Source organism: Pseudomonas sp. MF08831, assembly GCF_059862645.1.
The window spans coordinates 131,430-152,465 of the sequence record NZ_JCBCUX010000013.1; the positions used below are offsets into that span (position 1 = coordinate 131,430).

Consider the following 21,036-nt stretch of genomic DNA (forward strand, 5'->3'; position numbering starts at 1 on the left):
CGATAAACCGAGGTGCCTGCATCGCGGGCAAGCCCGGCTCCCACACAAGACCACATTTGAATCTGCATCGAATAAAAAGATTGTCGGCTTACTTCAGACTCGCCTCAACCTTCTGCGCCACATCCGCCGTCAACCACGCCTTCCACACTTCAGGATGCTCTTTGAGAAACGCCTGGGCCACTTCGCGTGGCGCCGTATGATTCTCGCTCATGGTCGCCAAGGCCTTGTTCAGCGGCTCGATGGGAAACTGAACCTTGGTAAAAAATTCGGCAATCTGCGGGTTTGCCTGCTGGAACGGCGTCGATACGCCAATGCTCAACTTGGACGCTAATGACCGAGTGGGCCTCGGGTTGGGGTTATCCGCGTCGGTCAGGGTCTTCCAGGCATCGGCATCAAACGGCGGCTCTTCCAGCTGGATCAGTTTGTAACGCCCCATCAGCGGCGTCGGCGACCAGTAGTAGAACAACACCGGTTTGCCACGACGGATCGATGACGCAATCTCGGCATCCAGAGCGGCGCCCGAACCACTGCGAAAATTCACGTAGCTGTCGTCCAGGCCGTAAGCCTTGAGCTTCTGCTTGTTGACCACTTCCGAAGTCCAGCCGATGGGGCTGTTGAGGAAGCGCCCCTTGCCTGGAGATTCCGGATCTTTGAACACATCCTTGTAACGCGCCAGGTCTGTGACGCTTTTGAGGTCTGGCGCCAGAGGCTTGAGGCCCTTGGCAGGGTCGCCCTTGACCACATACTCCGGCACCCACCAGCCTTCGGTGGCGCCCTTGACCGTGTCGCCCAGGCCTACCACTTTGCCCTCGGCCTCAGCCTTGATCCACACCGGGCTGCGGCCGGCCCACTCTTCGCCAATCACCTGGATGTCGTTTTTCGCCAGCGCGGTTTCCAGGGTGATGGTAGTGCCGGGCAAGGTATCGGTGGGCAGGTCATAGCCCTTCTCAACGATAAAGCGCAGCACCTCGGTGATCAGGCTGCCACTTTCCCAGTTCAGGTCGGCGAAATGCACCGGAGCCTGGGCGGCCGATACCGGCAATGAAGCCACCGACAGGCTCAACGCCGTCAGGGACGCTGCCAACAGGGTTCTCAATCCTTTCATGCCTTTTGCACCTCGCGTTTTCGCAGCCATAGCGGACGGCTTTGCTGCCAATGCGCGAAGCCTCTGATTAGTTAAGTCAACTCAACTGTAGTAGAGGTTCCGGAAGAGCAGAAATACACGCGAGGTTTATCGACTACTCACTGGCCTTGAAGGTCACCAGTTCACCCTTGCGCCACTTGGCGGCCTTGCCGGTCACGGCCTTGAGCGTTTTGGTGAGGTTTTCCTGCAGTTGTTCGTGAGCGGCAAACACCAGCATTACGCTGTGGCCTTCCTTGAATACGATGCCCTGGCCTTCGGCTGAAGAAACAAAGGCGTAATCGCCCAGGCCATACACCGTCAACTTGATATCGCGGAACTTCAATTCGAATTTGCCGCCTTCACGGCTCGGCAGCACCGCCGCGCGAAAATGGTCGCCGACCTTGAGCTCCAGGCGCGGCTTGTCATCCACCACCATCGCCGCTTCGGTGTCGATTTCGGCAATGTAGATGCCTTCCGGCGTCTGTTCGGTGATGTAAACAAAACGGGATTGAAACTGCTTGACCAACTTTGCGCGCAAATCACCCAGCACGAATAACGCGTGCATATCCAGATTACTGACTACCAAGGAAACGCCCCCACATCAAAAAAGCACGGACCGCCGCAGCGGACAGCACAAAAAAACGGCCGTAACGGCTCGATCAAACATTCATTAAAAAACTGAAGAGAACCCGCTGCTGCGCTGTAAGACTAGTACACAGATGCGCGATGGACCTTATGCAGGTCATCAGGCGCCACAGGAAATCACAGGTTCAAGGACCTGAGAATACAGGCCGATCAGCTTCAGAGAATAACCCAATTAAAAACGCAGTTTCCGACAGCTTACACATCACAAAATACCTGGCCATGGAACCAGGCCAACGCTGTGGACGACAATACTAAAACAGCAACGCGGGTCAAAACCACCTGAAAACGCTGCGGGCAAGTCAAACAAGATCGACCGACAGGAGCCGGCCATGCACACACGTCAACTCAATGCTACGTCTTCCCGCACTCGTTCATCATGTCCAGACGAGCGTCAATACTACTGCCTGGACACCCCCGACGGGTACTCCAATTCCGTTCTTTACCAAGTTGTACCGGCGGGCCGCGATTTCTTTCATATTCTGGAAGTAACCAGCGGCAGGATCAGAGGCTTTCGCAGCAACCACATCCGGGCCTGCGAATTGGCCAAAAAGCTCGAAGCCAACCCGCTGACCTTTCACCCGGGAATCGTTTCGTCATCTGGATGAGTTTACTGCGCCGCCGCCCCTCAACAACTGCCATACTGGCCCGTCCATTGAAGTTTGCCCCTATTGGGTCAGGTTTTATCAGTGCAGTTACCTTGAAGGGAAGGCTATACGTGACGGAATTTGATATTGGCGAATTTTTCATCCATGGCGATGCGAGGGAAGTTGACGGTGAGTTTCAAGCGGTGATCATCATGCGGGCCAAACCACCGCTGACCACGGTCACAACACACCAGGTAGAAAAAGATCGTTGGTTCAAAACTGTCGATGCCGCTGCAACGGCGGCAAAAGATGCCGCCAAGGCACTTAAATCCGCCGTGGATTCAGGTGCACTCAATTCCTGACAATCCGATAGAACTCTGCCGCCTCCTGCGCCTCATATGCACAACGACCATCACCTTGCATGGAGAACACTATGGACGCGCCAATCCCTACTCTCGAAACGCTGTTTGAACAATTGGGCCTGGATTCAACCCCGGAGGCAATCGACGCATTCATCGATGCGCACCCGCTGGCTGAAGACGTTAAGCTGATCGATGCGCCTTTCTGGACGCCGCAACAAGCGGCGTTTCTGAAAGAAGAACTGCGTGAGGACGCCGAATGGGCTATCCCCGTGGACGAACTGAACCAGCGCCTGCATCAACCCCACTAACTAGCCTCAATGCAGGCTGTCGGATTGCTCCAGGCGTAATAACGCCTCCCAGGCAGCCCTGCACTCCTGCGCTTCTTCGCGGCTGGCGAACGCCGTGCCGCGTTGCTCGCCATTGAGCAGCACAACCCAGCAGGCTTTCTGACCCAGCGAGCGCAGGGTTTCGGGCACACCACTGCCGATCATCACGGCTACATCGACTTTGTTTTGCATGGAGCTTCTCCGCCACATTAGTTAGCTACCTAACAATGTCGGCCATGCTACGGTTTTTTTCCAGCTGGAAAAAGCTATCCCCGGAATAGCTCCATTGCACAAACAGCAACAATCGCTAGCGCGCCGGCTTCGCCGCCTCCGGTTTATAGCCCAGCCGCAACCCGCCCCAATGCCGCCCGTTGACCATGATCGGCACCGACAAGTCGTGCATCAACTCGCCGGTATCGCGGGTATAGGTCTGCAACAGCACTGCCTGTTGATGGCTGCCACAGCGGATGCCGGTACGGTCTTCGAACTTGCGCTTGGTGCGGTTCTGCACAGCATCGACGTGGGCGTCGCCGGTGAGCGGGTGGGAAAACGCCTTGTTGTGTGTCGGTACATAACCCTGAGGCGTGCAAGCAATGGCGAACACCAATCCCTCATGACGCGGCAGCAGCGCTTCCTGGATCGCCGGCAAAACCTGATCGGTGTAACGGTCAAAACGTGTGTGGTACTTGCTCGGGCTGGTATTCGGGATGGGCGTGTAACTGCGGTCAAACAAGTCCTGCAGGCTGATGCGGTTTTGCAATACATCGGCTTCGAACTGCTCGGCGATGCGGTGTGCGCCCTCGCGGGCCAAATCGTAGATGCGCTGGTGATAGTCATCCAGGCCGACTTCTGCCAAGCGCTCACTGATGGTTTCGGCTTGCCCTTCCATTTGCACGGCGGCGTCGGCCAGTTGGCGGGTTTGCTGGTCGCTCACGGTCAGATCGCTGCGCATCTGCTCCACCGCATGGAACAGGCTGTCGAGTTGCGCGCGGTTGGTATCGGTGCCCTGCGCAATTTCATTCACCTGCCCTTCCACGTCCGCCGCCAGGCTGGCGATGCTCTCCAGTTGTTCGCCGGCGTGTTCCACCTGTTCAACGCCCGTGTGCAGGTCCGCCGACAACTGTCGAATCTGCTCCACCACTTGCGCCGTGCGTTGCTGGATATCGGCGACCATCACTCCAACCTCATCGGTCGCCGTGGCAGTACGCCCAGCCAGGCCGCGCACTTCATCGGCAACCACGGCAAATCCGCGCCCATGCTCACCGGCTCGCGCCGCTTCAATGGCCGCGTTCAAGGCGAGCAGGTTGGTCTGGCTGGCGATCGATTGGATCACCAGCGTGACGCGCTGGATTTCTTCACTGCGCAGGCTCAAGGCTTCAATCAACTGGCGACTGGCGTCGGCACGCTGGCTGAGCTGGCGCATGCGCGTGATTGACTCGGCCAGCACTTCACGGCCCTGCGTACTGTGCTGATGCGCCTGGCTGGCCGCACCCAAGGCTTGACGGCTGAGTTGGGAGGTGACCTGCTCAGTGCCGATCATGACTTCGGCGCTGCTGACGATTTGCCTGGCTGCGCTCAACTGCGATTGCAAACGGGCCGCCAATTGCTTGACCGAATAGGCCACGCCGGCAGCAGACAGCGCGTTATGGCTGGTGGTGTAGGAAAGATCGCGAGTCAGTTCGCCCATCGTATCGGCGACTGGGGCAGGCGGCACGCGGTGCGTTCGACTTTTAAGGGTGGGCAGCCATATCACCAGCAAGGCCAGCGGCAGGCACAGGTACAGCGGCAAGCCAGCCAACGCCAGGCCCAGCAGAACCAGCACCAGGGCGGTGCTCTGCAAGAGCGGCGTCAGCCAGCCGGGCACGCGCGCACCCGCGTGTGCACGGGCACTGCTGCGCCCATCAGAGATCCGTCCCCAGCCATCGTCGTTACCCCACTGCTTGTCGTTATTGTTTCTGCATTAAACGCCACTATCGGGCCATTATCCATGGGCCGTTAATGGGAAGCTTGCAGCAGATCAATAGACAGGGGCGTAACCGGTATTGCTCTTGAGCGCCGCATCAGCAGCGCCCAACTTCAGCACATCAGGCTTGACGCTGATGCTTGTCGATCTGCTCGTGGCGCTCTTGCGCTTCGATGCAGTACTTGGTGGTCGGGCTGATCAACAGGCGCTTGAGGCCAATAGGCTCGCCGCTGTCGTCGCACCAGCCAAAGGAGTCTTCCTTGATGCGTTCCAGTGCACGCTCAAGCTGCGGCAGCATGCGCTGGTCGCGATCGATGGCATTGACCAGCCAGGTGCGCTCTTCTTCAACGGAAGCCGCGTCAGCCGGGTCAGCCGGGGTATCCAGGCTTTCGATGGCGATACGGTTCTGTTCAATGCGCTCGTGGTGTTCCACTTTCATGTCTTGCAGCAGCTGCTCGAAAAAAGCGTGCTGTTCGGCATTCATGTAGTCATCCGCCGGCATGGCCAGCAACTTTTCCTTTGTCATTGATTTCTCTATAAAAAATACGTGCATTAAGGCGAATAAGGGAGCGTTCCGGCAGACCTCTGCAGGCCTCGGAAAGGCGCCGTCCATTTCAAGCGCCACCCGGCACTCAATTTACGAGGGGCGGCAGTCTAAGGCCGACTTGAGGGCTCAGCAACTGAAAAGACAGGCATTTTTTCCCAATTAACCCCCAAAGGCACCAGGACGGGCTTGGCGAATGGTCATCGGAGTGCGTTTATAGCAAGAAATTCAGTGTTGTGGAGCTATATAGAAGACAGACGGTTGAAACTGGCTGGAGAAGGTTCAAATGTGGGAGCGGGCTTGCTCGCGAATGCCGAGTGTCAGTCAATACATCTGGCACTGATACACCGCATTCGCGAGCAAGCCCGCTCCCACATTGGGTTCCGCGCCAAGCCTTAATTCATTTATCGTTTGAGCTTGCGCTTATTGCGGTACTGGTCGATCACCACCGCGATCACGATGATCAGTCCCTTGATGATGTCCTGGATGTACGCGTCCACGCCGACAAAGGTAAACCCGCTGGCCATCACGCCCAGGATCAACGCGCCGATCACGGTGCCAGTGATGCGCCCCACCCCGCCCGCCAGGCTGGTGCCGCCGATCACCGCTGCGGCAATCGCATCCAGCTCATAGGACATGCCCATGCCGGCCTGGCCGGTCGCGGCACGTGCCGAGGCGACGACGCCAGCCAGGCCCGCGAGCAACCCGGCGATGCTGTAGACGATGATCAAATGGCGTTTGACGTTGATCCCCGACGTGCGCGCCGCCTGCATATTGCCGCCGATGGCGTAGGTGTACTTGCCGTACTTGGTGTAGCGCAGCGCGATATGGAAGATCACCGCCACCACCAGAAAGATGATCACCGGCATCGCGCCATGGCCGATCGCCGTGTACGAATCCGACAGCATGCTCACCGGCTGGCCTTCGGTGTAGTAACGCGCCAGGCCGCGGGCCGAGACCATCATGCCCAGGGTCGCGATAAATGGCGGGATCCCCGTGACGGCAATAATGCTGCCGTTGATCGCCCCTGCAAGCAGCCCAACCCCCAAGCCCATCGCCACCGGTATCCACACCGGCAAGTCCGTCAGGCTGGGAAACACCGCGCGAGAAAAATCCGAAGTTTGCGCCAGGCTGGCGGCAATCATCGCCGACAGCGCCAGCACCGAGCCTGAGGACAAGTCGATGCCCGTGGTGATGATCACCTGCGTCACGCCAATCGCCAGCAGGCCGATGATCGACACTTGCAGGATCATCAGCACCAGACGCTGGGAGTTCATCAGAAAACTCTGGTCGCGCACGATCCAACCGAACAGTTCAAACACCAACCCGATGCCGATCAGCACCAGGAAGATGCTCAGCTCGGTGGGCAAGCGCCTGCGGTGCTTGACCGGTGCCGTGGCAGGCTTGTTGTCTGTTATTGCGTTCATAGCCAATCACCTTCTTGTTCTGTGGCACAGGCCAACCGCAGGCCTGCGCTGCTGTTCGTCAGTGGACTACGGTCATACCGGAAGCCAGCTGCATGACTTTTTCCTGCGTCGCCTCCGCACGGTCCAGGGTGCCCATCAGGTCGCCCTCGTGCATCACCATCACCCGGTCGCTCATGCCCAGCACTTCAGGCAGCTCGGACGAAATCATGATCACCGCCATGCCTTCGCTGGCGAGAAAAGAGATCAAGCGATAAATCTCGGCCTTGGCGCCGACGTCGATGCCACGGGTGGGCTCATCAAGAATCAGCAGGCGCGGGTTGGTCATCAGCCAGCGCGCCAGCAAGGCCTTTTGCTGGTTACCGCCGGACAAGGTGTCGATGCACTGCTCCAGAGACGGGGTTTTCACCCGCAGCTTCTTGCACATGTCTTCACACAACGCGCGCAACGCCTTTTGCTGGATAAAACCGTTGCCCGAGTAATGCGGCAGCACCGCCATTTCCATGTTTTCCAGCACCGACAGGCACGGGAACAGGCCGCTGAGCTTGCGGTCCTCGGTCAACAGCGCAAAGCCTTTCTCGATGGCCATGTGCGGGTCGCTGATGCGCACCGGCTTGCCGTCAAGGGTGATCTGCCCGCCAGAGCTTGGGGTAATGCCGAAAATCGTCTCCGCCACGTTGGTGCGGCCCGAGCCCATCAACCCGGCGATGCCGAGGATCTCCCCGGCGTGCAGGTCGAATGACACCCCCTTGAACACGCCATCCAGGCGCAAGTCGCGCACCGACAGCAGCAGCTCGCCGATGGGCGTCTCACGCACCGGAAACAACTGGCTCAGTTCACGGCCGACCATCATCGAGATCAGGCTGTCGCTGTTCATGCTGTCGGCGCGCTGCAGGCCAATGTAATGACCGTCGCGAAACACCGCGACTTCATCAGCGATGGCGAACACTTCGTTCATTTTATGCGTGATATAGACGATACCTTTGCCCTGGGACTTGAGGTCGGCAATGATCGAAAACAGGTGCGCCACTTCCTTTTCGGTAATGGCCGACGTCGGTTCATCCATGATCAGGATGTCGGAGTCGTAGGACACCGCCTTGGCAATCTCGACCATCTGCCGTTCGGCAATGCTCAGGTTGCCGACGTGTTCTTCAGGGTCCAGGTTGATGCGCAAACGCGCCAGCAACTCGGCGGTGCAACGGTGCATTTCACGGTGGTTGACCATGTGCAGGCTGTTGAGCTGCTCGCGGCCAATCCAGATGTTTTCGGCGATGCTCATGTGCGGCATCAGGTTGAGTTCCTGGTGGATCATCGCGATCCCGGCCTTTTGTGCCGCCAGTGGCGTTTCAAACACGATCGGCTTGCCGCGCAGACGTATTTCACCGGCGTCGGGCTGGTAAATGCCGGCGATAATCTTCATCAGCGTCGACTTGCCTGCACCGTTCTCGCCCATCAGCGCCAGCACCGAGCCAGGGCGAACGCGCAGTTGCACATCGGCCAGGGCCACGACGCCGGGAAAGCCTTTGCTGATGTTGAGGATTTCCAGCAGGTAGGGTTCTTCCGGCGCCAGGGGCCGGATACCGGGAGGCTGCGAGACAACCGCTTGAGCAAGCATATCGGGTACTCCATCAGCAGGACGACCGTGGCCGCCCTGCTCGCTTATTGTTGTTATGAAGGGCTACTTGAAGTCTTTGACGTTGTCCGGCGTGATCAGCTTGAACGGAATAATCACGTTCTGCTCGACCGGCTCGTGCCTGGCCATCTTGCGCGCCGCTTCGACCGAGCCGACGGCCTGTCCTTTCGCGTCCTGGAACGCTGACGCGGCCATGTCGCCCTTGGTAATCGCGTTCAAGCCGTCCGGCGTGCCGTCGACCCCGGCGATCAACACGCTGCCCGGTTTGGTGCCCGCCGACTTCAGCGCCATGGAGGCGCCGATGGCCATCTCATCGTTGTTGGCCAGCACCGCATTGAATTCGCGGCCCTGGGTCAGCCAGTCGTTGACCAGCGTCATGCCGCGGTCACGCAGCCAGGTACCGGTCTGTTCCTGTTCGATGGTGATGCCGGGGTACTTGGCCAAGACCTCTTTCACGCCTTTGGTGCGGTTGGTGGTGGAGTTGTTGGCCAAGTCGCCCAACAGGATCACAATCTTGCCTTTGCCACCGAGTTTGTCGGCGATGTACTGCATTTGCAGGCGACCGGCCTCGACGTCGTCAGAGGTCACGGCCACCACATCTTTAGGCAAGTCTTTCTGATCGGGCCGGCGGTTGACGAACACCAGCGGAATGCCCGCCTTGGTCGCCGCACTGATGATGTTCTTGGTCGACGCGGTATCCACCGGGTTGACGATGATCGCGTCGACTTTCTGGCTGATGAAGTTCTCGACCTGGCTCAGTTGCTTGACCACATCGGCGCGGGCGTCTTCAAACTGCAGCTGTACACCGTCGCCCTTGGGGTAGGACTTGGCTTGCTTGTCCATGTCCTCGCGCAGGTAAGTCAGAAAGGTATCGTCGAAGGCGGACATGCTCACGCCTACTTTGATATCGGCAGCCGAGGCAAAGCCGCTGGCAAGCAGCATGGACAAGGCCAGCGCGGTGAAACGGATCGGGGTCTTCATGAACGGTCTGTCTCCAATTTCTTGTTGGTTTTGTGGACGTTGCGTTTTTCAGAGCGAGGAAGTCGGCAGCCGCACGATCGGTGCTCCCGGAATGCAGCACACCAGGGCGTCTTTGTTTTCGACGCACAGCACATTGAGGAAGGAGAAATAAAACGGCCGGGCGCGGGGCAGACCGCGTGGCGCTTGCTGGGCAGGGCGTAAAACTCGCAGTACAGCGTTGAAGATTTTCATCTGACGGTACCTGGTTGTTTTTGATCTTGTTTTTGTTGAGTCGCCTGGATCAAGCCCGAAGCGCACTTTTTGCAACCTGGAAAAGACTTTATTGGAAAATAATTTCCATATCAACCTGTTTTAGAATTTTATTCTATTTTTGTTGAAACCACCTGCTGGCGCTCGCTGCTAAGGCGTGCGGCGTCCAATATACGGGTGGTTTCCAGTGCGTCATAGGCGTTGACCGGCAGCGCTCCCTGCCCTTGCACGGCACTGTGCAACTGGCGATAGAACTGCGTCCAGCAGCCTTTCTCCGATGGCACACGCTCGCGCTCCGCGCCTTGCTCAAACCAGCCCCAGCGTCGGTGCTCTTCAGCGCCCCAGTGCTCGCCTTCGGTTTTCGGCGTCTTGCCCGCCATCAGCGCTTCTTCCTGGCCATCAAGCCCGTCCACGGTGTAACACCCCAGGGTGCCGCTGACGCGAAAACGCGGGGCCTGGCTGTTCTGCAGCGCACTGCCCGACAGGTGGGAAATCACGCCGTTGGCGTGGCTCAGGGAAACGAAAAAACCGTGGTCCAGCGTCGGGTATTCCGCGCTGAAGTGTAATTGCGCGAACACCCGATCCACCGGGCCGAACAGTTGCAGTGCCTGGTCCACCAGGTGGCTGCCGAGGTCACGCAGCCAGCCGCCGCCGCTGGCATTGCCTACCGATTGCGGGTTGTAGCGCTCCACACACGATTCAAACCGGGTGATCTCGCCCAGCGCGCCGGTGTCGATCAGTTTGCGCAAGGTCAGGAAATCCGAATCCCAGCGCCGGTTCTGGTAGACGCTGAGCAACACGCCCTGGCGTTCGGCAGCGGTGATCAGTGCCTGGGCCTGTTCGGCATTGCTGGCGAAGGGTTTGTCGCTGACCACGGCGACGCCGTGTTCGATGGCTTCCAATACCAAGGCCGGGCGGCCTTTGAGGGTGGTGGAAATCACCAGGGCATCAACGCCGGCCTCGACGATCTGGCCGATGGAGTCGTAGGCCTTGAGGCCTGGGTGATCGGTCGCCAGTTGCTGGCGGCGCTCCGGGGAACGCGTCACCACGCCGACAAACGTTGCGCCGGGCAGCGTTGCAATCAACGGCGCGTGAAAGAAGCGGCCGCCATGGCCGTAGCCAACTAGTCCGATTCGCATACATACACTCCTTCTGGAACTGGAAACCCAATCAAGTGTGGGAGCTGGCTTGCCTGCCAAAGCAGTGTGTCAGTCAATGAACCCATCACTGAAACACCGCTATCGCAGGCGAGCCAGCTCCCACCTTGGAATGATCGATTTCTTATTGGCACAGCTCGCGGGTCACCCGCTCCAGCATCATCCGGTTGGACTCATCCGGCCGGTCTTCCCAGGCAAACACCGAAACCGTAGCGATGCCGTCGAACTTGATCTCGCGCAAGGTGCCGAAAAACGCCTCCCAGTTGACCTCGCCCTGACCGATGTCCAGGTGCTGATGCACGGTGGCAGTAACGCCCGGCGGGTTGACGATGTAGCGCAGGTTCGACGACGCGCGGTGGTTATAGGTGTCGGCAATGATCAAGTGGCTGAGCTTGGAACCGGCGTACTTGAGCATCGAGGCGATATCGCCTTTGCCGTCGTCATAAAAGAAGGTGTGCGGCGCGGCGTAGAGGTAGTTGATCCAGTCGCGGTCGAGGCCGCGAATGATGTCCACCGATTCGTTGTTGCGCTCACAGAAGTCATACGGATGCGCCTGGATATCCAGCTTGATGCCTTCGCGCTCGAACTCCGGGATCAGCTCATCCATGGAGCGCATGAACTGGTTTTCGCACACCAGCGGGTTGTCGGACTGGCCGGTGAACTCGGTGTTGACCAGCTCGCAGTCCATTTCCACGGCGATCTGGATCGCACGCTTCCAGTTGCGCACGGCGGCGACGCGCAGGCCTTCGTCGGCCGCGGCCCAGTGGTACATCGGCAGCAGGGATGACAGGTGCACACCGGCGTCGCTCAAGGCCTTGCGAAATTCCTTGATGCGCGCACGGTCAACGCGAGCGGCTTTGTAGAACGGCAGGAAGTCTTCGCGGGGCGACAGCTCGATGTGCTGGTAGCCCAGCTCCGCGGCCTTGTCGACCATCTGGCCAAGGGGCAGATGGCGGTACATGTAGGGGTCTAAGGCGATACGCATGTTCAGAGGCTCCCGGATTTGCTTTATGTGGGAGCGGGCTTGCTCGCGAATGCGGTGGGTCAGTCACCTGATTCGCTTACTGATACACCGCATTCGCGGGCAAGCCCGCTCCCACATTTAATGCATTTCAAATGTAGATTTGGCCTTAGCCGTAAAAATGTGGACGCTCTGGCAGGCCGACTTTCACGATCTGCTCACTGCGCTGCGCCTCAATGCACGCATCCGCCGCCACCGCTGCCGCAAACCCATCCCACGCCGACGGCCCACCCACTTGCCCGGCGCGTACGCTGTCGATGAAGGCCTGCAATTCGACGTCGTAGGCGCCGATGAACCGGTCCTTCCAATCCATCAAAATCGCATTCGACAGCTTGGCCTCGCTGCGCAGTTGCACCTGCGAAGGCTCAGGCAGTTTGGCAATACCGGTCTCACCCACCACTTCGCACTGAATGTCGTAGCCGTACTGGCAGTTCACGAACACTTCCACATCGATGCGCGTGCCCTTGGCGGTTTCCAGCAGCACAATCTGCGGGTCGCGCAAGTGGGCCAACGCCTTGCTCGATTTGCGCGGGAACACCACTTGCACTGACACGTAGTCGTCGTTGAGCAGCCAACGCAACACGTCGAGTTCATGGATCAAGGTGTCGGTGATCGCCATGTCGGTCTTGTAGTTTTCGCCCACCGTCGGGTTGCGGTGCGCGCAGTGCAGCATCAAAGGCTCGCCGATCTGGCCGCTGTCGATGACCGCCTTGAGGGCGCGATAACCTTCGTCGTACGGGCGCATGAAGCCTACCTGTACCAGGCGCTTGCCGAAGGCGACTTCGGCATCGACGATCTTGCGGCAGCCTTCGGCCGTCACCGCCAGAGGTTTTTCGCAGAATACCGGCTTGCCGGCGGCGATGGCAGCAAGCACGAATTCTTCGTGGCTCGGCCCCCAGGAAGTCACGAGAATTGCCTCGACCTGCGGCGAGTTGATCAACGCATGGCCGTCCGCGTACACCTCGGCGGTCAGCTTCAAATCAGCGACGACCTTGGCGGCTTGCTCAAGGTTGATGTCGGTCACCGCCACCACCTGGCTATTGAGCAAGGTCTGGCTGCACCGACGGATATGGTCCCGGCCAATGGCGCCCGTACCGATAACACCCAACTTCAAAGACATACAAACACTCCTCTTGTTATTAGTACTGCCGGGCCTTGGCCAGGCGTTCATTGAGTTGTTTGGCCACCGCGTCAGTGCGCGCGCTGGTCGAGACCTGCGCCACACCCACCCGCCACCACGACAGGTATTTGTGGATCATGGTCTTGGGCAGAACCTTGATATCGATCAGCGTCGACACCGTTTGAGTACGCGCATCGGCCAACGCCGCCTGCAACTGCTCCACCGTGCTGACCTTGTAGGTCTTGCAGCCGTAGGCCGCCGCACTCATGGCGAAATCCACCGGCACAAAACCGCCGTCGAGCTTGCCCGTCTGCGGGTTGCGAAAGCGGAACTCGGTGCCGAAGCTGTCCATGCCGTGTTCCATCTGCAGGTTGTTGATGCAGCCGAAGGTCATGTTGTCGAGCAGCACCACGTTGATCTTGCGCCGCTCCTGAATCGAGGTGGCCAGCTCCGAGTGCAGCATCATGTAGGAGCCGTCACCCACCAGCGCATACACCTCGCGCGCCGGCTCGGCCAGCTTCACGCCCAGGGCCGCGTTGACCTCGTAGCCCATGCACGAATAGCCATACTCGACGTGGTAGGTGTTCACGCCCTTGCTGCGCCAGCTGCGCTGCAAGTCGCCCGGCAGGCTGCCGGCGGCGGCGACGATGATGGCGTCGTCGGCCAGGGTTTCGTTGAGCACGCCGAGCACGCGGCTTTGGGTCAGGCAGGAACCGGTCAGCTCGATAAACTCGCGCAGCACGGCCGGGTCCATGTGGTCGTTGATTTCCGGGACGAAATTGTCCGTCTGGTAGTCGGCCTGGTAGATGCGATCCACCTCGGCGTCCAGCTGCGCCTTGGCGTCGCGCGGCTGATCCGCCCAGTCGGAACGGTAGTCACCCAAGGCATCCGCCAACGCCTCCAGGCCCACCCTGGCGTCCGCCAGCAGTTGCACGCCGTCCAGTTTCAGGGCATCGCACGGACTGATATTGAGGTTGAGAAACGTCACTTCGGGGTGCTTGAACAGTGACTTCGACGAGGTGGTGAAGTCGGTGTAGCGCGTGCCGATACCGATGATCAGGTCCGCTTCCGGGGCCAGCAGGTTCGCCGCCAGGCAGCCGGTTTCGCCGAGACCGCCCAGGTTCAGCGGATGGCTGGACACCACCGCGCTCTTGCCAGCCTGGGTTTCGGCGAAGGGGATGTCAAAGCGTTCGGCAAACGCTTGCAGCGCGGCATTCGCACCGGCGTATTTGACCCCGCCGCCGCAGACGATCAGCGGTTTGCGCTTGCCTCGAAAGGCAGCCAACGCATCGCCGATCATCGCTTCAGTCGGCGGACGGCGTTCGATACGGTGCACACGTTTTTGCAGGAAGTAGTCGGGATAATCCCAGGCTTCAGCCTGTACATCCTGCGGCAGGGCCAAAGTAACGGCGCCGGTTTGCGCGGGGTCAGTGAGCACGCGCATTGCATGGATCGCAGCGGTCATCAGCTGCTCGGGGCGGTTGATGCGGTCCCAGTATTTACTCACCGAGCGGAAGGCATCGTTGGTGCTGATGCTCAAATCGTGAAACTGCTCGATCTGCTGCAGCACCGGGTCAGGCTGGCGGCTGGCATAGACATCGCCGGGCAACAGCAGCAACGGAATACGGTTGGCCGTGGCGGTTGCGGCGGCGGTAATCATATTCGCCGCCCCCGGCCCCACCGACGAGGTGCACGCGTAAATCTTGCGGCGCAGGTGCTGCTTGGCAAACCCGATGGCGGCGTGGGCCATGCCTTGCTCATTGCGGCCCTGATGCACCACCAGATCGCCGCTGTCCTGCTCCAGCGCCTGGCCCAGCCCCAGCACGTTGCCGTGGCCGAAAATGGTAAAAACCCCGGCAACAAACTTGCTCTGCACGCCATCGACTTCGATGTACTGGTTATCCAGAAACTTCACCAGGGCCTGGGCCATGGTCAATCTTGTTGTGGTCATGTTCGCACCTTGTATGAATGCAAATCTGTCGATCAACAGTGAACCAATGTGGGAGCGGGCTTGCTCGCGAATGCGGTGTGTCAGTCACCCGATTCATTTACTGATCCACCGCATTCGCGAGCAAGCCCGCTCCCACAGTTTGGCCCCTGTCAGGTTCGAGGGTTTTGCAGGTGGGCGATGCTTGCCCCGATTGCCTGCTGAATATCCGCCAACGCATGCACGCTTTCCGCAAACGGCTCGAACGACAGATAACCGCCGTAGCCGGTGCTGAGCAAGGTGTCGATCTGCGCCGCATTGCCGAGGATATCGCCCTCGCCCACCAGCACGCGGTGGCCGTCGCGGATGGCATTGAGCGGCGCGTCGCGATCCTCGACGCCGGAGATATGCACCAGGCCGGTCAGCTGCGGGAAGAATTCCTGTTCGCCAGCCAAGTGATGGTGAAAGGTGTCATGCACCAGCCGGAACACATCCAGGCCGCCAATCGCCTGGATCGCATCCACGGCCAAACGCTTGCGGCGCAGCGCGCATTCTTCAAAACCCAGTGGTTCGATGAAACCGAGAATCCCGTACTCGCGTAGGATCGGCGCCAACTCGCTCAACGCCGTGCGCAAACCGGCCGTGCGCTGGGCTGCATTGCGGGTATCGCCGCGCTCGTTCAGCGGGCACATCACCAGGCCTTGCGCACCGCATTCACGCGCATAGGTGGCGAGTGTGAGCGCCTGGGCACGGCGCTCGTCATTCCACACGTCAAACGGGTACAGCGCGTTGATCGACAGCACCGTGATGCCTTGCACCGCGCACAGCTCACGCACGCGGCTGGCCGGGGTGCCGTATTCGATTTCATGACCTTTGAGGTCGTTGCGAATCTCGATGGCATCGCACTTGAGGGCCGCCGCCAACTGGATGAAATCCGGCAGGGAAAGGTCGGGCGCGACCATGCGGTTAAGGGCAAAACGTAGCGGCGACTTCATTGTTGTTGTTCTCCGTTCAAACCAGTCAGAGGTCCAGCAGCCAGCTGTGCTGCGGGTCGTTATGGAAATGCCAGGCGCGCTTGGGGCCGGCCATCACGTTCAAGTAATACGACTCGTAGCCATACGGCACACTGACCGGGTGATACCCCTTGGGCACCACCACCAGGTCGCTGTTTTCCACGGCCATGGCCTGGTCGATGCTGCGATCGTCGGTGTACACGCGCTGGAACACGAAGCCCTGGGGCGGGTTGATCTGGTGGTAGTAGGTCTCTTCGAGAAAACTTTGGTGCGGCAGGTCATCGGTGTCGTGCTTGTGCGGCGGGTAGCTGGACGAGTGCCCGGAAGGCGTGCGCACTTCCACCACCAGCAGCGAATGGGCCGGCTCGCTGTCGGGCAGGATGTCGCACACATACCGGGTGTTGGCGCCCTTGCCGCGCACGCTGCGCTTGCACTGTTCAGGACGAATCAGGCGCGGTTCAAAACCTGTGGCACCGGGTGCAGCGCACACGGCAATTTGCACATCGCTCAACGCGGTCACCTGCGCATCGGTGCCGGGCGGCAGGTAGGCGGCGAAGGGTGATTTGTCTTCAAAGACCGAGTGGCGATCACCGAGGTTCTGCCAGTTGAAACCTTCGCCCTCGATATTCACCCGGCCGCTGAGCAGAACCAGGCATAGCTCTTTATCGCCGGCGGTGACCGGCAGGGTTTCACCCAGGCTCAGGCGGTAGGCGGCAAAGCCCACGTACTCCAGGCGCCCTTCTTCCAGGGCAACCATGGTTTGCCCGCGTTTGCTGCTTTTGACCAACAAGCTCATCACTTAAGTCCTCTCGCTGAGAAGCGTGCGCAACGTGTCGTAGCCCTTTTTCGCGTAGATATAGCTGGGCGCCACGGCCGGGTCCTGCTCGGCTTCCACCACCAGCCAGCCCTCGTACTTGGCCGCCAACAGCACGTCGAGCAACTCGGCAAAGTCGATATCGCCGTCGCCGGGCACGGTGAAGGTGCCGTTGACGATGCAGTCGGGAAAGCTCCACATCTGGTTGCGCGCCAGTTGCACCACCGGTTTGCGCACGTCCTTGAAATGCACGTGGCAGACGCGCTCGATGTGTTTGCGCAGCACCTCGACGGGCTCGCCGCCGCCCATGTAGCAGTGGCCCGAATCGAACAGCAGGCCGACTTCCGGGCCGGTGCGGCGCATCAACTGGTCAATGTCTTCGGGGGATTCGACGTAGGCGCCCATGTGGTGGTGGTAGGCCAGGCGCACGCCCTGGGACAGGGTGAAACGCGCCAGCTCGGTGAGTTTGTCAGCGTAGGCCTGCCAGGCGTGTTCGCTGTGAAAACGCGGACGTTCGATCAGGCGCACCCTGGCGCCCTGAATCGAATCGGCGACTTCGCCGTAGACCAGCACCTTGGCGCCGTTGAGTTTGAGCAGCTCGACGTGGCCGGCGATGGCCTCGATTTCTTCCGCCACCGAACGCCGTGCCAGGCGGCTGGAATACCAGCCGGACACCAGCGCCAGGTCATAGGGGCGCAGCACGTCGCCGACGCCTTGGGCGTCCTTGGGGAATTTGCCGTTGAGTTCAAAACCTTCGTAGCCGATTTCCTTGCCTTCGCTCAGCGCGGTGCTCAAGGGCGTTTCACCGCCCAGGGCCGGCAGGTCGTCGTTGCTCCAGGAGATCGGGTTGATGCCAATTCGGATTGCGGGCATGGCTGCACCTTTTATTGTTTTCAAAGTTGCATGAGATCTGCTTTATGTGGGAGCTGGCTTGCCTGCGATGGCATCAGCCCGGTGTAGCTGATAGACCGAGTTGTCTGCATCGCAGGCCAGCCAGCTCCCACATTTGACCGTGTTTAACTTCTAGCGCTGCGCCAGGCATTGATGAGCTGTTCGAAGGTGTGTTGCACCTGTTGGATCAGCGTTTCATCATCAATCTCCCCCGCCATCCACGCGCGGCTGGGTTCCTGGAAGATCGTGCGGCCCACCGCGAACCCACGGCAGGTGCTGCTTTGGCTTGCTTGCTGGAAGCCGTCGGCGAGGCATTCGGCCGAAGCGTTCAGGCCCAGCAGCACCACGCCACGGCAGTACGGGTCGCGCTCCTGGATCAGTTCGTCGAGTTTTTTCCAGTCTTCGGCCGACTGCGCCTCGATCTTCCACCATGCCGGGTAGATGCCCAGGTTGTACAGGCGCTTGAGGCTGCGATAGAGCACGTCGGGATAGGTGGACGGGTGATCCTTGGGCGGGATGACTTCCAGCAGCAGCTCATGGCCGCTGACCAGCGAAGCCTCGTACACCGCCTTGAGCTGCGCTTCCTGTTCCAGGCGCAGCAGCGGCTCATCGTCGGGGTGATATTGCACCAGGCACTTGATGATTTGCTCCTGGGGCCAGGCAATCAGGTTGCTGCCCACCGAGCGCCCGTGTTCAAACGCCAGCGGCCGCGAGTTCTGCACTTCCACCGGGCGCGCGATCCACCAGCCGCGACCGCTGGCGGCGTTGAGTGCGTCCTGGCCGAAACGCTGGTCGGCCAACAGGCCCACGTCGGCGTCGACGCCCTGCTCGCGCAGTTTGGCTTCGACGCGTTCGATGGCCTGGATAAACAGCTGCTTGATGTCGCTGATGCGGGTTGGGGCCTGGCCGCCTTTTTGCGCCAGGTCCACCAGTTGCCAGCGATGGTCGAAGGCAAACACGAACAGCTGCTTCCAGGCTTTGCGCGGCACCGTGACGCGGTGCAGACGCTGCAAGGTGACGTCTTGATCTGGCCGGGTGATGGGCACCGGGCTGTTGAACAGGTAATCCAGCTCGGCAGGCGTGGGCATGGCCGGCGCGCAGGCGTGGCGGGACACCACCAGGCCGCCACAGGCGTTGGCCAACTGGCTGCAACGCTCGTCGCTGGCATCGTTGATCCAGCCGCTGAGGAAGCCCGACATGAACGCATCGCCGGCGCCCAGCACATTGAGCACCTCAACGCGCACGCCGGGGTAGATGGCGCCGTCTTCCAGCCGCGCGGGGATCGCGCCGTGGATCACCGTGCAGCCCTGCGGGCCGAGCTTGACCACCAGGGTGGCCGGGGTCAATTCACGCACGGTGCGCAGCGCGGTGAGCAAATCTTCACTGCCGCCAGCGATCAGAAACTCTTCTTCGGTGCCGACGATCAGGTCAAAGCGCGGCAAAATTTTCTGTACGTGCTGGCTGACGTTCTGGTCGGCGACAAACCGGGTCTCGCCGTCGGCCTTGCCCGCCAGGCCCCACAGCACCGGACGGTAGTCGATATCGAGCACGCGCTTGACGTTGTGCTTGGCCGCGTAGTCCAGGGCCTGGAGGCTGGCCTTGTACACGCCATCGGTGGAGAAATGCGTGCCGGTGATCAACAAGGCTTTGCTGGAGGCAATAAAGGCCTCGCTGATGTCTTCCGCGCGCAGGGCCATGTCGGCGCAGTTTTCGCGGTAGAACACCAGCGGGAAGGTTTCGCGGTCCTTGAGGCCCAGCAGCACCAGCGCGGTCAGGCGTTCCGGGTCGACCTTGATACCGCTGACATCGCAGCCTTCGCGGGCCAGGGATTCCACCAGGAAGCGGCCCATGTGATCGTCGCCGACCCGGCTCAACATCGCCGACTTGAGCCCCAGCCGCGCGGTGCCAAAGGCGATATTGGCGGAGGACCCGCCGAGGTACTTGGCGAAGCTGGACACGTCCTCAAGTCGCGCACCCACTTGCTGTGCGTAAAGGTCGACGCCCAGGCGTCCGAGGCAAATCAGATCCAATTGACGCCCACTGGCAAAACGAGTCTGGCCCATGCTGGCTCCTGTTATTTTTATCAGCCTGCGTGGTGCCGCCGTGGTGGCGGCACACGCTCTTGGTGAAAGCAGACTAGAACGTCCGGCGGCCGCAATCAATATTTATTCCATAATTATTTTTAGTGGAATATTTTTTCCAATAAGCCAGCATAATGGCCTGCCAGCCCTCCTGCATCGTTTCAGCAGGCCACGGCTGCCGTGATGCCGGGGTATTTTTTTGCGCCTACCCTGTAGACTTGCGCCCACCCATCAGCGCATCAGAAGAACACGCCAGAAGGATTGCCCATGTCCCGCACCGATCCCGAGACCACCCTGGAAGAGACTATTGCCAGCCCTCCGATCAATGCCGAGCGCCTGTTGCAGCTGATCACAGACGAATACGAAAGCCTGCCACGCCAGCTCAAACGCATCGCCAGCTACATGAGCCAGCAAAGCGACCGGATCATGGTCGACCGCATCAGCGACATCGCCCGCGAGTGCGAAGTGCACCCCTCGGCCATCGTGCGGTTCTCCCAGCGGTTCGGTTTCAGTGGTTTCAGTGAGATGCAGGCGCTGTTTCGCGAGGCCTACACCCACAAGACCACGCCGGTGCAGAACTACCAGCAACGCATCCGCAGCATGATCGCCAACAAGTCGCAGAAGGCCAGTGGCGGCGACCTGGCGCGCGAATGCGTGAACGCCACCCTCTCCGGCATCGAACGCCTGGGGCTGGAACTTGATGATGTGGCCTTCGAGAAAGCCGTGGACCTGGTAGTCAATGCCGACAATATCTACGTGGTCGGCGTGCGTCGCTCCTTCGCGGTCGCCGATTACCTGGTCTACAACCTGCAGCACACCAACAAGCGCATTCACTTGATTTCCGGTTTGGGCGGCAGTTACCGCGAGCAGATGCGTAGCGTGCGTGCCAATGACCTGGTGATCGCCATCAGCTTTACGCCCTATGGCAAAGAAACTCAGCACTGCCTGCGTATTGCCCAGCATCATCAGGCCAAGACCTTGATCATCACCGACAGCAACCTGTCGCCCCTGGCCAAGCGGGCGAATGCGGTGCTGTTGGTGAATGAGGGGTCGTCGTTTGCGTTTCGCTCGCTGAGCGCCACCTTGTGCCTGTGCCAGGCATTGTTTATTGCGGTGGCGTATCGGTTGGAGTTGAAGGTCGATGAGATTCATGAACAGGTGGGGTTCGACGACTGATC

22 protein-coding genes are annotated in these 21,036 nt (G+C 60.0%); 5 read left to right on the plus strand and 17 right to left on the minus strand.

The genetic code is table 11. The annotated features are described in order from the left end of the window. Window positions 1-88: 88 nt before the first annotated feature. Complete coding sequence (locus tag AC19YS_RS24050) at window positions 89-1,105, minus strand: ABC transporter substrate-binding protein (RefSeq protein ID WP_119741691.1); 1,017 nt, start codon at window positions 1,103-1,105, stop codon at window positions 89-91. 133 nt (window positions 1,106-1,238) lie between these two features. Then, on the minus strand, window positions 1,239-1,688 hold the full coding sequence (locus tag AC19YS_RS24055; RefSeq protein ID WP_177410138.1) for a hypothetical protein: 450 nt from the start codon (window positions 1,686-1,688) through the stop codon (window positions 1,239-1,241). A 409-nt stretch (window positions 1,689-2,097) separates the two neighbouring features. Between AC19YS_RS24055 and AC19YS_RS24060 the strand changes: the two genes are divergently transcribed. The 3 genes from AC19YS_RS24060 (at window position 2,098) to AC19YS_RS24070 (ending at window position 3,022) form a co-directional block, all read left to right on the plus strand. Beyond that, window positions 2,098-2,373, plus strand: a complete 276-nt coding sequence (locus AC19YS_RS24060; RefSeq protein ID WP_448199345.1) for a hypothetical protein — start codon at window positions 2,098-2,100, stop codon at window positions 2,371-2,373. 110 nt (window positions 2,374-2,483) lie between these two features. Then, window positions 2,484-2,714 carry a hypothetical protein gene (locus tag AC19YS_RS24065; RefSeq protein ID WP_119741687.1) on the plus strand — a complete coding sequence of 77 codons (231 nt, stop codon included), beginning with the start codon at window positions 2,484-2,486 and terminating at the stop codon, window positions 2,712-2,714. A 71-nt stretch (window positions 2,715-2,785) separates the two neighbouring features. Next, a complete protein-coding gene (locus AC19YS_RS24070; protein WP_106580278.1) occupies window positions 2,786-3,022 on the plus strand; it encodes a DUF2789 domain-containing protein in 237 nt (78 codons plus the stop codon). Between the two features lie 6 nt (window positions 3,023-3,028). On the opposite strand, the gene AC19YS_RS24075 is transcribed toward AC19YS_RS24070, so the two are convergent. The 15 genes from AC19YS_RS24075 to AC19YS_RS24145 form a co-directional block, all read right to left on the minus strand. Further along, window positions 3,029-3,232, minus strand: coding sequence for a hypothetical protein (locus tag AC19YS_RS24075; protein ID WP_106580279.1), 204 nt, complete (start codon window positions 3,230-3,232; stop codon window positions 3,029-3,031). A gap of 115 nt (window positions 3,233-3,347) precedes the next feature. Continuing rightward, window positions 3,348-4,727 (minus strand): methyl-accepting chemotaxis protein, encoded by a 1,380-nt coding sequence (locus AC19YS_RS24080; RefSeq protein ID WP_500602798.1) that lies wholly within the window; start codon window positions 4,725-4,727, stop codon window positions 3,348-3,350. 397 nt (window positions 4,728-5,124) lie between these two features. After that, window positions 5,125-5,529, minus strand: coding sequence for a TraR/DksA family transcriptional regulator (locus AC19YS_RS24085; RefSeq protein ID WP_010564800.1), 405 nt, complete (start codon window positions 5,527-5,529; stop codon window positions 5,125-5,127). Window positions 5,530-5,951: 422 nt separating this feature from the next. After that, window positions 5,952-6,974: an ABC transporter permease gene (locus AC19YS_RS24090; RefSeq protein ID WP_026013640.1), complete on the minus strand. Its 1,023-nt coding sequence runs from the start codon at window positions 6,972-6,974 to the stop codon at window positions 5,952-5,954. A gap of 58 nt (window positions 6,975-7,032) precedes the next feature. Next, window positions 7,033-8,586 (minus strand): sugar ABC transporter ATP-binding protein, encoded by a 1,554-nt coding sequence (locus AC19YS_RS24095; protein WP_500602776.1) that lies wholly within the window; start codon window positions 8,584-8,586, stop codon window positions 7,033-7,035. 63 nt (window positions 8,587-8,649) lie between these two features. Beyond that, window positions 8,650-9,585, minus strand: coding sequence for a sugar ABC transporter substrate-binding protein (locus AC19YS_RS24100; protein ID WP_169366499.1), 936 nt, complete (start codon window positions 9,583-9,585; stop codon window positions 8,650-8,652). Window positions 9,586-9,633: 48 nt separating this feature from the next. Next, window positions 9,634-9,816: a hypothetical protein gene (locus AC19YS_RS24105; protein WP_119741679.1), complete on the minus strand. Its 183-nt coding sequence runs from the start codon at window positions 9,814-9,816 to the stop codon at window positions 9,634-9,636. 128 nt (window positions 9,817-9,944) lie between these two features. Further along, window positions 9,945-10,973, minus strand: a complete 1,029-nt coding sequence (locus AC19YS_RS24110) for a Gfo/Idh/MocA family protein (RefSeq protein ID WP_500602777.1) — start codon at window positions 10,971-10,973, stop codon at window positions 9,945-9,947. A gap of 142 nt (window positions 10,974-11,115) precedes the next feature. After that, window positions 11,116-11,976 carry a sugar phosphate isomerase/epimerase family protein gene (locus tag AC19YS_RS24115; RefSeq protein WP_119741675.1) on the minus strand — a complete coding sequence of 287 codons (861 nt, stop codon included), beginning with the start codon at window positions 11,974-11,976 and terminating at the stop codon, window positions 11,116-11,118. Between the two features lie 145 nt (window positions 11,977-12,121). Next, window positions 12,122-13,132: a bifunctional inositol 2-dehydrogenase/D-chiro-inositol 1-dehydrogenase gene (gene iolG, locus AC19YS_RS24120; protein ID WP_200625533.1), complete on the minus strand. Its 1,011-nt coding sequence runs from the start codon at window positions 13,130-13,132 to the stop codon at window positions 12,122-12,124. A gap of 19 nt (window positions 13,133-13,151) precedes the next feature. Next, window positions 13,152-15,083 (minus strand): 3D-(3,5/4)-trihydroxycyclohexane-1,2-dione acylhydrolase (decyclizing), encoded by a 1,932-nt coding sequence (gene iolD, locus AC19YS_RS24125; protein WP_169366496.1) that lies wholly within the window; start codon window positions 15,081-15,083, stop codon window positions 13,152-13,154. Window positions 15,084-15,232: 149 nt separating this feature from the next. Next, window positions 15,233-16,054, minus strand: coding sequence for a TIM barrel protein (locus AC19YS_RS24130; RefSeq protein WP_500602779.1), 822 nt, complete (start codon window positions 16,052-16,054; stop codon window positions 15,233-15,235). A 25-nt stretch (window positions 16,055-16,079) separates the two neighbouring features. Beyond that, complete coding sequence (gene iolB / locus AC19YS_RS24135; RefSeq protein WP_119741667.1) at window positions 16,080-16,868, minus strand: 5-deoxy-glucuronate isomerase; 789 nt, start codon at window positions 16,866-16,868, stop codon at window positions 16,080-16,082. Between the two features lie 3 nt (window positions 16,869-16,871). Continuing rightward, on the minus strand, window positions 16,872-17,759 hold the full coding sequence (gene iolE / locus AC19YS_RS24140; RefSeq protein WP_106580292.1) for a myo-inosose-2 dehydratase: 888 nt from the start codon (window positions 17,757-17,759) through the stop codon (window positions 16,872-16,874). Window positions 17,760-17,902: 143 nt separating this feature from the next. Next, complete coding sequence (locus AC19YS_RS24145) at window positions 17,903-19,840, minus strand: bifunctional 5-dehydro-2-deoxygluconokinase/5-dehydro-2-deoxyphosphogluconate aldolase (RefSeq protein ID WP_500602780.1); 1,938 nt, start codon at window positions 19,838-19,840, stop codon at window positions 17,903-17,905. Between AC19YS_RS24145 and AC19YS_RS24150 the strand changes: the two genes are divergently transcribed. Beyond that, on the plus strand, window positions 19,839-20,042 hold the full coding sequence (locus AC19YS_RS24150) for a hypothetical protein (RefSeq protein ID WP_146151475.1): 204 nt from the start codon (window positions 19,839-19,841) through the stop codon (window positions 20,040-20,042). The two genes, AC19YS_RS24145 and AC19YS_RS24150, sit on opposite strands and share 2 nt — an antisense overlap. 83 nt (window positions 20,043-20,125) lie before the next feature. Next, window positions 20,126-21,034: a MurR/RpiR family transcriptional regulator gene (locus AC19YS_RS24155; protein WP_106580294.1), complete on the plus strand. Its 909-nt coding sequence runs from the start codon at window positions 20,126-20,128 to the stop codon at window positions 21,032-21,034. The last annotated feature ends 2 nt before the right edge of the window (window positions 21,035-21,036 follow it).

Bases quoted from the DNA above. Each gene is read 5' to 3' on its own strand.
- AC19YS_RS24050 (WP_119741691.1), bottom strand. From the start codon at position 1,105: ATGAAAGGATTGAGAACCCTGTTGGCAGCGTCCCTGACGGCGTTGAGC.
- AC19YS_RS24055 (WP_177410138.1), bottom strand. From the start codon at position 1,688: ATGCACGCGTTATTCGTGCTGGGTGATTTGCGCGCAAAGTTGGTCAAG.
- AC19YS_RS24060 (WP_448199345.1), top strand. From the start codon at position 2,098: ATGCACACACGTCAACTCAATGCTACGTCTTCCCGCACTCGTTCATCA.
- AC19YS_RS24070 (WP_106580278.1), top strand. From the start codon at position 2,786: ATGGACGCGCCAATCCCTACTCTCGAAACGCTGTTTGAACAATTGGGC.
- AC19YS_RS24075 (WP_106580279.1), bottom strand. From the start codon at position 3,232: ATGCAAAACAAAGTCGATGTAGCCGTGATGATCGGCAGTGGTGTGCCC.
- AC19YS_RS24080 (WP_500602798.1), bottom strand. From the start codon at position 4,727: ATGGGCGAACTGACTCGCGATCTTTCCTACACCACCAGCCATAACGCG.
- AC19YS_RS24085 (WP_010564800.1), bottom strand. From the start codon at position 5,529: ATGACAAAGGAAAAGTTGCTGGCCATGCCGGCGGATGACTACATGAAT.
- AC19YS_RS24090 (WP_026013640.1), bottom strand. From the start codon at position 6,974: ATGAACGCAATAACAGACAACAAGCCTGCCACGGCACCGGTCAAGCAC.
- AC19YS_RS24095 (WP_500602776.1), bottom strand. From the start codon at position 8,586: ATGCTTGCTCAAGCGGTTGTCTCGCAGCCTCCCGGTATCCGGCCCCTG.
- AC19YS_RS24100 (WP_169366499.1), bottom strand. From the start codon at position 9,585: ATGAAGACCCCGATCCGTTTCACCGCGCTGGCCTTGTCCATGCTGCTT.
- AC19YS_RS24105 (WP_119741679.1), bottom strand. From the start codon at position 9,816: ATGAAAATCTTCAACGCTGTACTGCGAGTTTTACGCCCTGCCCAGCAA.
- AC19YS_RS24110 (WP_500602777.1), bottom strand. From the start codon at position 10,973: ATGCGAATCGGACTAGTTGGCTACGGCCATGGCGGCCGCTTCTTTCAC.
- AC19YS_RS24115 (WP_119741675.1), bottom strand. From the start codon at position 11,976: ATGCGTATCGCCTTAGACCCCTACATGTACCGCCATCTGCCCCTTGGC.
- iolG (WP_200625533.1), bottom strand. From the start codon at position 13,132: ATGTCTTTGAAGTTGGGTGTTATCGGTACGGGCGCCATTGGCCGGGAC.
- iolD (WP_169366496.1), bottom strand. From the start codon at position 15,083: ATGACCACAACAAGATTGACCATGGCCCAGGCCCTGGTGAAGTTTCTG.
- AC19YS_RS24130 (WP_500602779.1), bottom strand. From the start codon at position 16,054: ATGAAGTCGCCGCTACGTTTTGCCCTTAACCGCATGGTCGCGCCCGAC.
- iolB (WP_119741667.1), bottom strand. From the start codon at position 16,868: ATGAGCTTGTTGGTCAAAAGCAGCAAACGCGGGCAAACCATGGTTGCC.
- iolE (WP_106580292.1), bottom strand. From the start codon at position 17,759: ATGCCCGCAATCCGAATTGGCATCAACCCGATCTCCTGGAGCAACGAC.
- AC19YS_RS24150 (WP_146151475.1), top strand. From the start codon at position 19,839: ATGCTGGCTCCTGTTATTTTTATCAGCCTGCGTGGTGCCGCCGTGGTG.
- AC19YS_RS24145 (WP_500602780.1), bottom strand. From the start codon at position 19,840: ATGGGCCAGACTCGTTTTGCCAGTGGGCGTCAATTGGATCTGATTTGC.
- AC19YS_RS24155 (WP_106580294.1), top strand. From the start codon at position 20,126: ATGTCCCGCACCGATCCCGAGACCACCCTGGAAGAGACTATTGCCAGC.